The 11,429-nt window shown below is 63.0% G+C and carries 10 protein-coding genes; 6 read left to right on the forward strand and 4 right to left on the reverse strand.

From position 1 onward, the window contains the following. Positions 1-59: 59 nt before the first annotated feature. The 3 genes from ABI660_RS15960 to ABI660_RS15970 all read right to left on the reverse strand — a co-directional run bounded on the left by ABI660_RS15960 (position 60) and on the right by ABI660_RS15970 (position 3,458). A complete protein-coding gene (locus ABI660_RS15960) occupies positions 60-1,343 on the reverse strand; it encodes a glucarate dehydratase family protein (RefSeq protein WP_348069826.1) in 1,284 nt (427 codons plus the stop codon). A gap of 2 nt (positions 1,344-1,345) precedes the next feature. Further along, positions 1,346-2,359, reverse strand: a complete 1,014-nt coding sequence (locus ABI660_RS15965; RefSeq protein WP_348069829.1) for a tripartite tricarboxylate transporter substrate binding protein — start codon at positions 2,357-2,359, stop codon at positions 1,346-1,348. 124 nt (positions 2,360-2,483) lie between these two features. Continuing rightward, entirely contained in the window at positions 2,484-3,458 is a 975-nt protein-coding gene (locus tag ABI660_RS15970) for a LacI family DNA-binding transcriptional regulator (protein ID WP_348069831.1), read from the reverse strand. 598 nt (positions 3,459-4,056) lie between these two features. Here ABI660_RS15970 and ABI660_RS15975 point away from each other — a divergent pair. The 4 genes from ABI660_RS15975 (at position 4,057) to ABI660_RS15990 (ending at position 9,286) form a co-directional block, all read left to right on the forward strand. Continuing rightward, on the forward strand, positions 4,057-6,642 hold the full coding sequence (locus ABI660_RS15975) for a DUF1631 family protein (protein WP_348069834.1): 2,586 nt from the start codon (positions 4,057-4,059) through the stop codon (positions 6,640-6,642). A gap of 729 nt (positions 6,643-7,371) precedes the next feature. Beyond that, a complete protein-coding gene (locus tag ABI660_RS15980) occupies positions 7,372-8,127 on the forward strand; it encodes a YoaK family protein (RefSeq protein WP_348069836.1) in 756 nt (251 codons plus the stop codon). Then, on the forward strand, positions 8,124-8,897 hold the full coding sequence (locus ABI660_RS15985; protein WP_348069839.1) for a fused MFS/spermidine synthase: 774 nt from the start codon (positions 8,124-8,126) through the stop codon (positions 8,895-8,897). Before ABI660_RS15980 ends, ABI660_RS15985 begins: the two co-directional genes overlap by 4 nt. 110 nt (positions 8,898-9,007) lie before the next feature. Then, complete coding sequence (locus ABI660_RS15990; RefSeq protein ID WP_348069841.1) at positions 9,008-9,286, forward strand: hypothetical protein; 279 nt, start codon at positions 9,008-9,010, stop codon at positions 9,284-9,286. Between the two features lie 88 nt (positions 9,287-9,374). Here ABI660_RS15990 and ABI660_RS15995 read toward each other — a convergent pair whose 3' ends face one another. Continuing rightward, the gene (locus ABI660_RS15995) at positions 9,375-10,598 is read right to left on the reverse strand and encodes a putative zinc-binding metallopeptidase (RefSeq protein WP_348069844.1); all 1,224 of its coding nucleotides are present in this window, start codon (positions 10,596-10,598) and stop codon (positions 9,375-9,377) included. Positions 10,599-10,799: 201 nt separating this feature from the next. Here ABI660_RS15995 and ABI660_RS16000 point away from each other — a divergent pair, with 201 nt between their 5' ends. Further along, positions 10,800-10,991, forward strand: a complete 192-nt coding sequence (locus tag ABI660_RS16000) for a 4-oxalocrotonate tautomerase (RefSeq protein ID WP_348069846.1) — start codon at positions 10,800-10,802, stop codon at positions 10,989-10,991. A gap of 58 nt (positions 10,992-11,049) precedes the next feature. Next, positions 11,050-11,429 (forward strand): MFS transporter (locus tag ABI660_RS16005; protein WP_348069848.1); only part of this gene is annotated, 380 nt, incomplete at its 3' end.

An 11,429-nucleotide genomic window follows, 5' to 3' on the forward strand; every position in this document is an offset into this window, starting at 1 on the left:
CTTAGATTTGACTACTCAATATCGGCGCAGGTGCTGTGGGCAACCGAAACCCGGCCCGGCTAGTAACGCGGACTGATGCCCGAAAATCCCGGGTCGTATTTGCGCATCTGGGCCAGGTCATTGCGGTTGCGCACGCCGCAGTCGAGGTACTGCTGGTGTAGCTTCGCAAGTTGCGCCGCATCGATCTCCACGCCCAGACCCGGCGTGGTCGGCACCTTGACCGAGCCGTCCTGAAAGGCAATGCGGCCGCCCTTGATGACTTCTTCCTCCTGCCACGGGTAATGCGTGTCGCAGGCGTAGGTGAGGTTGGGAATGGCAGCGGCGGCGTGCGTCATCGCCATCAGGCTGATGCCGAGGTGCGAATTGGAATGCATGGACATGCCCATGCCGAAAACACTGCACATGCGCGCCAGTGCGGCAGTGGCGCGCAGGCCGCCCCAGTAGTGATGGTCTGACAGCAGGATCTTCACCGCGTGCGTGGAGGCGTTGCGCTTGAACTCCTCCATGGTGGTGACGCACATATTGGTGGCCAGCGGCGCGCGGCAATGTTTCGCCAGTTCGGCCATGGCTTCCTGGCCGGGGGCCGGGTCTTCGTAGTACTCCAGCAGATCGTCCAGTTCTTTGGCTGCGGCGATGCTGGTTTCCAGGTTCCAGTTGGCGTTCGGGTCCAGCCGCAGCGGCACGCCGGGGAATGCTTGGGCCAGCGCTTTCATGGCGGCGATTTCTTGATCAGGTGGAAAGACACCACCTTTGAGCTTGATGCTCTTGAAGCCGTATAGATCCACCATGCGCTGCGCCTGCTTCACCACCTGCTCCGGCGTCACCGCTTCGCCCCAAGCGTCGGGTGCATACGGTTTTTCAGCGTGCTCGGCGTATTTGTAGAACAGGTAGGCGCTGTAAGGCACCTCCTTGCGCACCGCCCCGCCGAGCAGATCGCAAACCGGCAAGCCAAGAATCTGCCCCTGCAGATCAAGCATGGCGACTTCCATGGCGCTGATGACCTTGTCTGCGTTTTTGGCGGTATGCGAGCCGGGGGCGAGTTCAAACTGAATGCTGCCGTCGGCTTTGTGGCCCGGCTTGATGGCAGCGCGCACGTTTTCTTCCATCACGTTCAGATCAAACGGCGACAGGCCGATGACCAAGGCTCGGGCCTGCTCCAGCACCTTGACCATGGGTTCGTCGCCATAGGTTTCGGCGATCCCGACCCGGCCATCTGAAGTTTCGATTTCAACAATGCTGCGCAGGGCCCAAGGCTCGTGGATGCCGCTGGCGTTGAGAAGCGGGCCGTCGCGAAACGCAATCGGCGTGATGCGCACCTGCGCGATTCGAATGTCTTTTCTCATGTTCAGCTGGCAGTTGCTCCGGATTTTTTGACAAGGTCGGCCCAACGGGCGATTTCGGACTTCATGTGTGTTGCCAGCTGTTCCGGCGAACTGCCGATGATTTCCATGCCAAGCTGGCCATTGAGCTTGGCCACCACATCCGGCATTTTCAGAATCTTGACGATCTCGGCGTTGAGCCGCTGCACGATCGCCTGCGGTGTTCCCTTGGGCGCATACACGGCCTGCCAGGACGACATCTCGAATTTGGGCATGCCCGACTCCATCATGGTCGGCAGTTCCGGCGCGAGGGCAATGCGTTTGCCGGTGGTCACGGCCAGCAGCTTGAGCTTGCCGGCCTGCACCAGCGACACTGCGGCCGTCATCTGGTCGAACATGAAAGGCACCTGGCCAGAAGACACATCCATCATGGCCGGCGGCGTGCCCTTGTAGGCGATGTGCGTGAGCGGCACGCCAATCTGGTCGGCAAACATTTCACCGGCCAGATGGGTGGAGGTGCCCGCGCCGGATGAAGCAAAGCTGCGCTTTGTCGGGTCGCGCTTGAGCAACGCAACAAGTTCTGCCACGGAGTTGACGCCGAGTTCGGGGTTGACGATCAGTACATTGGGCAACATGGCCACCAGCGCCACCGGTTCAAAGTCCTTGACCGGGTCGTAAGGCAGGTTCTTGTACAGGCTGGCGTTGATGGCGTGGGTGCTGATGGTGCCGCCGAACAGGGTGTAGCCGTCGGGTTTGGCACGGGCAGCCGCGGTGGCACCTACCGCGCCGGCTGCGCCCGGCTTGTTGTCAACCACCACAGGCTGGCCCAGCACCTCTGCCAGCTTCTGCGCAAGGGTGCGGCCAATCACATCGGTCGAACCCCCGGGCGTGAAGGGCACGATATAGGCGATGGGTTTGGTCGGCCAGCCGGGTGTGGCCGGTGATGCGCTCTGGGCGCGTAGCGATAGGGGCAAGGCGGCGGCCAGACTGAAACCGGCCAGCCCCTGAAGGGCGGCGCGGCGGGTGGTACGAATGCTCATGGGAGTCTCCTGGTGGCAGGCGCGGCGCGCCCTTTGGCGAAAGACGAAAAATAAATAGATTAGCGTCGATGTAATGTTAGCGCTAACAATCCCATGTTAGCGGTGTTGCGGGCCAAGCGTCAAGCTAGACGCTGGCTCTTTTGACTATGGAAAACCCGAGGTCGCGGACCTTGGGGCCGGGGTCACGGTGTTCGACCCGGTCGAGGATGAAACGCGCCGCCTGCCGGCCAATTTCGGCGCCGTCCACGCGCACCGTGCTGAGTGGCGGGTGGGTATGACTGGCAGACAGCATGTCGCCAAAACCCATTACCGCCACATCCCGAGGCACCACCAGGCCGCCAGCCTGCGCTTCGGTCATCACGCCATGGGCCAGCATGTCGGAGCTGCAAACCACCACATCAATGCGAGGGTCCCGCGCGCGCAGATCGGCCCAGCCGGCCCGCCCGTTGCCCAGCGATGATGGCGCGGGCACCACGCTGGCAGCCGCGGGCGCCATGCCGAGTTCGCGCAAGCGCTGCTCAAAGCCGGCCCGGCGCAGGCCGGCGCGGTGGTCGTCCGCCGTCACGATGGCCGGGTGGCGGTGCCCCTGTTCGTAGATGAAGTCGGCCACCGCGCGGCCAATTTTCTCGTGGGAAAACCCGACGATCATGTCAATCGGTGTGGGTGTGAGGTCCCAGGTTTCAACCACCGGAATACCGCAGGCCAGCAGCTTGCGCCGTGCTTCGGCCGAATGCATGATGCCGGTCAGAACAATCCCATCGGGCCGCCGCCCGACAATCGCGTCGATCAGCGCGTCTTCGCGCAACCCGGTGTAGCCGCTCTGCCCCAGCATCAGCTGGCAACCCCCTTCGGCCAGTGCATCGGTCAGCGCCTGGATGGTTTCCAGGAAAACCGGCCCGGCGATGGTGGGCACCAGCGCCGCTACCAGCCGGCTGCGGTTGGACGCCAGGCCACCGGCCACCAGGTTGGGAACATAGCCGCTGCGCGAGATCGCACCCCGCACCCGCTCAAGCGTTTGCGGTGAAACCGCCGCCGGCGTGTTGAGCGCCCGCGACACGGTGATGGCTGAAACGCCCGCCAGCCTGGCAACGTCGGCCAAGGTGATGCCCCCTGTACCGGGGCGGGCGGCGCGGCTCTTCTTTTTAGGGCTGGATGGCGGCGTTTCCACCCGGCGATGTTAACGCTAACCTGCGCTGCGCATCGCCTCCATTCTGCTTCGCGCCAATCGCGCGACCCTCACCGCCGCCGTCGTCGACCCAAGCGGCTCCCTAACAGGCGTACCTCGACAAACTGCAACGGTTTGTTGGAGCCCAGGCTGCGAAGAGGCTTTCAGCGCAATTTGGCCTGCATTGGCGGACGGATGTCGCCCGGTAACCGCCTAGTCCCCCATAGCTATATAAACCATAGCAATCAGTGCGCACTGGGTCTGGGTGAGTGCCGGATCCGGGCACCTCTGCCAACTGCCCATCGCGCCACCCCAGTAGCCGATCACGGGGCCTGACTATGCTCGACTGGATGTAATTAGCGTCTCTTTGACCCCAGGTTAGTTAGAAATCGTTACAAGATACTTCACCCTTTCTTGCAGCAGGTCGCCAGTTCAGCCCACACTTCATGGTCGTGCGAGTTGGAATTTTTTCCCAAAAATTTCGCTTGACGTGTTTTTCACCACCACTTAATTACAGACCTCGCCTCTCCCTATGGCATTGCAAGCCGACGTTTTTAACCGCTGTCTGCAGGAAGCCGCGACGGCCGCCAAACCTGCGCTCGAACGCTGCATGGACCATGCGGTGGCGGCGCTTCAGGTGGCTGAAACCCAAAGCATGAAGGTCGTCGAGCGGGACGAGCTGGCTCAGGCTTGGCGCGAACTCCTGCGCTTGCGCACTGGCTGGTGCACCCAATACCCGGTGGACCTGCTGGCCGCCTTCAACCGGCCGGCTCTCGTGGTCGCGCAGGGTGCGGCGCCAGCTGCCCGCGCGCCCGCCCTCGCCGGGGCCGACATGTTTTCGCTGGTTGACGACACCGAGGTCGAGGAGGGCATCGAGTCTTCGCGGCTGCTGCAGCAGGTGTTGCCCGTGGTCGAGCAGGTGCTGGCCGAGCTCGATGGCCTGATGAGTTCGGCGCAGGGCCTGGTCAATGTCAGCCCCGAATTCAACCCGGTGCGGCCCGAGGTGTACACGCAGACATTGCGCGCGCTACTCGCCAGTGCGCCGGTGGCGCCAGCCATCCAGGCCCTGTGGATCAAACATCTGGCCGAACCGCTGGGGCGCGAACTCAAGCGGGTCTATGAACGGCTGATCAACATGCTGGAACTGGCCCAGGTACAGGCCGCCAGTTACCGCGTGCTGCAAACACCGGCCAGCACCAACAAAAAAACGGGCCGGACGGCTGGCAGGGCCGCGCCGGGAACGGGCAGCGGGCAACCTGACGGCGAAGGTGACGAGGACATGGCGGACGGTGGCCCCGTTGGTTACGTCTCGGACGAGCCCCTCGCCAGAACCCCGTCGCAATACGCCGACCTGTCCAACTACGAGGTCAAGGACGCGCTGTTTCAGGACTTCCTGTTTCGTGGCGGCAGCAATGCCAACCACGGCCTGGCACCGTCCTACTACGCCACAATCGAGGAAGAGCTGATTGCGCTGAAGGCGTCCTCGGACTCGGCGCATGCGGCCCTGCAGCCCCAGCCGCACCCTGGCGACGACGACACTGACGACCCCGACCACGGCTACCACGGTACCCGCAGCGACCCCCGGCGCCCGACCTTGCCGGCTACCGACGCCTGGGATGAGCCGAAGGCCTGGGAAGAAGGGCCAGGCGGCCCGTCGCGCATTGTGGATGTGCTGAGCCAGCTCAGCTCGCAGGTCTGGGGCGTTTACGGCCGTGCGCGGGAGCGCGCGCTAGTGCGCACACAGCTGAAAAAAGACGCCACCCGTGTCGGCCAGGTGCTGGGCATGGAAGTAGTGAAGAAGCTGGTGAACCAGGTGGCACAGGACCCGCGCCTGCTGATGCCGGTGCGCGAGGCCATCGTGGCGCTGGAGCCTTCGCTGCTGCGCCTGGCCATGGTGGACCCGCGTTTCTTCAGTGAGGAAAGCCACCCCGGGCGCCGCCTGATGGAGCGCGTGGCGCAGCGCAGCTTCAAATACAACGACGAACACAGCCCGCAGTTCGACATCTTTTTCCATTCGGTCACCGAGGCCTTCAATGCCCTCAATGCGCAGGAAATTGAAGACGCCCAGCCTTTTGGCGCCGCGCTGACCGAGCTCCAGAACCTGTGGGATGAGCAGGACCAGCACGAGCAGTCGCAACGCAGCCACATCCGCCAGGCCATGCAGTTCGCCGAAGAACGGCAGGCGCAGGCCGACCAGATTGCCTTCGACATGAGCCTGCGCGCCGACCTGGAGGGCGTGCCCGGGGTGGTGCTGGACTTCCTGTTCGGCCCCTGGGCGCTGGTGATGGCGCATGCGCGGCTGACCGACACCGCGCGGCAGATCGACCCCCAGGGTTATGGCTCGCTGGTCACCGACCTGCTGTGGAGCGTCAAGCGCGAGGCCACGCTCAAGCGCCCGGGCAAACTCATCACCATGATTCCCGGCCTGCTCGGCAAGCTGCATACCGGGCTGGCATCGCTGGGGCTGGACCCGCGAGAGACCGAGGCTTTCTTTAGCGCGGTGGAAAAACTGCACCGCCCGGTGCTCAGGCTGCGCCGCGTGCGGAGCCAGCGTGATGCCGCTGAATCGGACTACGCACAGTTGGAAGTCGCACCGGCCGAAACCGAATCGCCCGACTTCAGCGACATCCTTCCGGCTACACCCGAGCAGCGCAAAGCCAAGGCTGCGGGCCAGCCCTGGCTGGGCCCGCAGGAACTCGACAATGCCGGCTTTGAAGACACCCTGCCCTCCGGGCCAGCGGAACTGAGCGCCACCCCCGACGACGAAGACTCTTCCGCGGCACCGGTCGATGGCGAGGCGCCACCGGCGTCCAGCGGCGACGACGAAAAACACAAGGCTGAAGAGCTGTTGATGGGCCTGCGCGAAGGCAGCTGGGTGGACCTCTACTCCAAACGCAGCTGGCTGCGCGCGCAGCTGATCTGGGCCAGCAACCGCGGCACCCTGTTCATGTTCGTCAGCCACGGCGGCCAGCCGCACTCCATGACCAAACGCAGTTGCATACGCCTGATTAAGGACCGCCTGCTGCGTCCGGTCGAAACCCATGGGGTGGTGGCACATGCGCTGGACAACCTGGTCAGGGAAAGTGCGCCTGTAGTTGCCGAGGGAAGCGCCGCGTAGGTCGCCTGCAGCGTTTTCCCAGCTATACGACATCACACTGCGCCGGCAGTCCTTTCTGGACAGTAGGACGGACTCCCCACTCCCAACCCTCGGGGATGCGCTGCCTGACTCCCGCCCTTCCATCGCCCCGCTTGGGCGATGGAAGGGAGCCTCATTTGGCCGCGTTGCTGCGACCGCGTGCAAACATCACTGCCGCATGCCCGACCTGACGCGCTGCGCGCGTCAGGTCTCCCCGTATCCGCGTCCGTTTCCGCTTTCTCCCCCCACCCGTCGGGCTGGGCCGAGGAGCGCAGGCAAAAAGCGGACAAGGGCTCGCGATTGTCTGAGGCGAAGCCGAGTTCGAGCGAGACCCCGCTTTTGTCGAGTACCGCAGGTTGCCCCGAAGCGCAGCGCAGGGGACCCAGACCATCGGGTCGCCTTTTCTTTGCTTACTTTCTTTTTGGCGACGCAAAAGAAAAGTGAGTTGCCGCCGGGCAACCCCCGGCTTGCAGGCAAACCACCACAGCCAGAACAACGCACGTAGTCAGCAAACATGGATCCCGCATCAAGTCCGGAACGACAAGCACGACAAGGTATAGCTATAAATTTCATAGCTATTTGTACATACACCATAAGGGCTGCAGGCTGATTTTGTCTAAAATTTCCGTCCAGGGCCTTGAATCCCCGCGACTCTTGCCGGCACGCGGCCCATAATGCCCACTGTCATGCTTCTTGCATGGCAGAGCTTTCATGTTTTTCAAATTCCTGCTTCAACTTACCGCCCGGAACCGCACACGCCGCAGCAACCGGCAATTCGGCGGCATCCTGGCTTTTGTGGCCGGGGCCATCAACGCTGGCGGTTTTCTTGCGGTGCAGCGCTACACCTCGCACATGACGGGCATCATCTCGGCCATTGCCGATGACCTCGTGGTGGGCAGCATCAGCCTGGCACTGGCCGGCTTGGTGAGCCTGTCGGCCTTTATTGCCGGCGCCATCACCACCACGCTGCTCATCAGCTGGGCGCGCCGCCAGGAACTGCGCAGCAAGTACGCGCTGGCGCTGCTGCTGGAAGCGGCTTTGCTGCTGGTGTTCGGCCTGGTGGGTGCCAACCTGAAATCATTCGCCGCCCTGCTGGTGCCGACGGCCGTGCTGCTGCTGTGTTTCATCATGGGCCTGCAGAACGCCATCATCACCAAGATCTCGAATGCCGAAATCCGCACCACCCACATGACAGGTGTGGTCACTGACCTGGGCATAGAGCTGGGACGGCTTATCTACTGGAACCAGTCAAAAAAGGCCAACAGCATCCAGTTTGTCCAGGCCAACACCGACAAGCTGTTCATCCACGCTACCCTGCTCGGGCTGTTTTTTTCCGGCGGCATCATCGGAGCTGTTGCTTTCAAGGCCATGGGCTTCAGCGCCACCCTGCCGATTGCCCTGCTGCTGGTGGCCATGGCCCTGCCGGCCGTCTTGATGGACCTGCGCATGGCAGCGAGGTCGCTGTGAGCGCAGCGGCCATCGGAGATTTTCAGTCGCTGCAGTACGTGAAGCCTTTTGTGCGCGAAGACGGCGCCTCAAAATCGCTGCATTTCACACTGGGCGAGCTGCAAAGCCGCATGCTCGTGCACCAGCCTTCGCGGCTGGATGTGGACTACACCCGGACCATGATGGGCTTTCTGCTGTTCCAGCCGGCGCCCGCGCACATCGGCATGATCGGGCTGGGCGGGGGTTCGCTGGCGAAGTTCTGCCACCGGCAACTGCGCGCGTCCCGCATGACGGTGCTGGAGATCAATCCCCATGTCATTGCCCTGCGGCGCGAGTTTCAGGTGCCCGACAATGACGAGCGTTTCACGGTGATCGCCGCCGACGGGGCCCTTTACCTGCAAGCTGAAACACCGCGCTTCGACGTGCTGCTGGTCGACGGCTTTGACCATGAAGGCCAGCCTGCCGTCCTGTGCTCCCAGCGGTTTTACGACGACTGTTTTGCCGCACTCGGCGACAAGGGCGTGCTGGTGGTCAACCTGCACAGCGACCATCCGGACTACCCGCTGCTGGTGGGCCGTATCAGCCGCAGCTTCAGCGGCAACGCGGTCGAAGTCATGGCTGCGGAGAAAAGCAATGCCGTCGTGTTCGCGTCCCGGGGCCCGGCCCTGTCGCCACGCCGCGTGAACCTGGCCCAAAGCCTGTCCGGCCTGGATGAAGCGGCGCGGGTGCAGCTCAAACCCGAACTGGCGCGTGTGGCCTGGGAAATGAAAGACCTGACCGGCGAGGGCTAACCGGCCAGAGCCGACGGCGCGGCGCGACCTCGTCCGACGCTGGGCTGCCCTGCCAGCCAGCACACTGGGTGAAACCACTCCGTGAAACAAACACCCCTTGAAAGAACAGGATGAACCTGAAAACCAATTTTTCTTTCGAGCTGCAGTACCCCGCCGACGCGGCCATTCCTTATGCGCAACGCGACGAGGTGATACGCTCGGTGGGCCCGGCGCTACAGGCCCTGTTTGCCGGCCAGGACAGCACGGCTGTCGTGACGGCGAACGACAGCCAGAAGGGCAGCCATCACAAGATTCTGGAAATGGTGACCACGTTGGACGACGCACAGATTGCAGCCATCCTCAAAGACTTTTCCGAAAAGCATGGTCTGTCCATCCAGGCGCTCGAATAAGCAGGCCGACGCTTTTTGGCACCCTTATTGCTATTAAAATAATAGCTGAAAGCATAAGAACCACGGGGCCAAAGTCAGTTTTTCCTGATCAATCCTGACTCTGATCCTGGTTCTGGGTCTGCTCCTGTCGCCAGCTGCCGGACGTCACCACGAGGTGAATGAAATGCAGCTTGGCCACCACTTCACGCGGCAACACGAAGGGATAAAAATCGGGCTGGCCCATGGCGCGAGACATTTCGTTGAGCAAGGTGGTGAGCTGCGTCCACTGATTCAGGAAGTCGAGGAAAACCTGCGCTTCCGGATGCTCGGGCTGGTACAGCGCGTCCAGCGCGAAGGGCGTGAACTCCAGTTGTGCGCTGTCCGGCGACAGGCCGAAACTCAGGGCGGTATCGACGGTATCGCGAATGTGCAGGTAATGGGCCCAGCACTCGGCCCAGTCTTCCCACGGGTGCACGCTAGCGTAGGCACTGACGTAATGCAGCGCCCAGTCGGGCCGCGGCCCCTGGTCGTAATTATTTTGCAGGCTGGCCGCGTAATCCTGGTTCTCGTCGCCAAACAGCTCCCGGAAACCCTCCATCCAGGAGGTGCCGGACACCAGCCTGTCCCAGTAGTAATGGCCAACCTCATGGCGAAAGTGGCCGAGCAGCGTGCGGTAGGGCTCATGCATGGCCTTGCGCATGGCCTCGCGCGTGGCGTCATCGGCTTCGTTGAGGTTGAGGGTGATCAGGCCGGTATCGTGCCCCGTCAGAATATGCGGCCCGAAGTCGGGTGAACGCAGGAAGTCGAACATCAGGCCGCGCTCGGTGTCCTCGCTCACCCGCGAGGCGACGGGCAGGCCAAGCACCAGCAGGGCCGACACCAGGCGCCGTTTGGCCAGTTCGATCTTTCCCCACAGCTCGGCGTTGTCAAGGTGAGCCTCGTCGTTCAGGTCGGGAATTGTGCGGTTCAGGCGGCAGGCCTGGCAAAGCAGCACCTGTGGCGCGTCCTCGCTGACCGGCACCAGCCAGTTGCAGGCCGCCGGGGTCTGCAGGTTGGCACAGCGAAGATAAACCGCAGGCGGTGCATCGGTCGCCTTGTTTTCCTTGCTGTCGTCCGCCTCGCCGTCGGCGTGCCAGGCCACCCAGGTGTCGGGCTGCTCGCCCGGCATCAGCGGCAGCAAGCGGGCCAGCGCGGGATCGTAGCCCAGCGGCGTGCCGCAAGCCAGGCAGGTGCTGTTCCTGAAAAAGATCGGGCACCCGCACTGGCAGCGGTAGGCACGGCCAGCCAGGTGCGGCAAGTGGGCAGGGACGGGGGAAAAGCTATCGTTCGACAAGGAATTTCTCAGAGCACTCTACAGGTAATGCGAGCAGGGCGGTTGGAGTGCGGTTGGGGGTCGAACCGAGTTTCCCACGTTTGTTATGCCGACCGTAGCGCCTGCTTGCCTTGTCCCGCTGTCAGTCTTTGCCGACACAAGGCAGCGCCGGCCCGGGGTTTTATCATGGGGTTCCGCTTCAAATCAATTCAAAGGAAAACCATGCCTACTTACCACGTCGAAATGATGGAAGGCCGCACCGTCGAACAGAAGAAAAAACTGGTCGCGGAGATCACCCGGGTCAGCGTTGAAATCCTGGGCGGCGTTGCCGATTCCGTCGATGTGATCATCACCGACATCAAGCGCGAGAACTGGGCCACCGGCGGCAAGCTGTGGTCCGAGCCGCGCAGCTGATGCCGGCCAACCGCTGCCTGCAAGGCCATTCTTGAGCAGCCCGTCCACCCTGGAGGAAATGCAGGCGCGTTACGGCGCGCGTTACCGCTGGTTGCTGTTGCTCTCGGTGATGATCGGCACGATGGCTTCCATCATGTCCTCGACCATTGTCAACGTGGCGATTCCCGACATGAGCCAGCACTTCACGCTGGGGCAGGAGCGCGCGCAGTGGGTCACCTCGGGCTTCATGGTGGCCATGACGGTCTCCATGCTGACCACGCCCTGGCTGCTGGCGCGCTACGGCTACCGCCGCACCTATGTGGGCAGCATGCTGCTGCTGATGGCCGGCGGCATTGTCGGCGGCCTGGCCAACCATTTCGGCCTGGTGCTGGGCGCGCGCGTGGCCGAAGGGCTGGCGGCCGGCGTGGTGCAGCCGATTCCCGCCATCATCATCATGCG

Source organism: Polaromonas sp., from assembly GCF_039930745.1.
In the GTDB taxonomy this organism is placed as follows: domain Bacteria; phylum Pseudomonadota; class Gammaproteobacteria; order Burkholderiales; family Burkholderiaceae_C; genus Polaromonas.

Excerpts from the sequence above, each read along its gene's own strand:
- ABI660_RS15960 (WP_348069826.1), bottom strand. The coding sequence starts at position 1,343 with ATGAGAAAAGACATTCGAATCGCGCAGGTGCGCATCACGCCGATTGCG.
- ABI660_RS15965 (WP_348069829.1), bottom strand. The coding sequence starts at position 2,359 with ATGAGCATTCGTACCACCCGCCGCGCCGCCCTTCAGGGGCTGGCCGGT.
- ABI660_RS15975 (WP_348069834.1), top strand. The coding sequence starts at position 4,057 with ATGGCATTGCAAGCCGACGTTTTTAACCGCTGTCTGCAGGAAGCCGCG.
- ABI660_RS15980 (WP_348069836.1), top strand. The coding sequence starts at position 7,372 with ATGTTTTTCAAATTCCTGCTTCAACTTACCGCCCGGAACCGCACACGC.
- ABI660_RS15990 (WP_348069841.1), top strand. The coding sequence starts at position 9,008 with ATGAACCTGAAAACCAATTTTTCTTTCGAGCTGCAGTACCCCGCCGAC.
- ABI660_RS16000 (WP_348069846.1), top strand. The coding sequence starts at position 10,800 with ATGCCTACTTACCACGTCGAAATGATGGAAGGCCGCACCGTCGAACAG.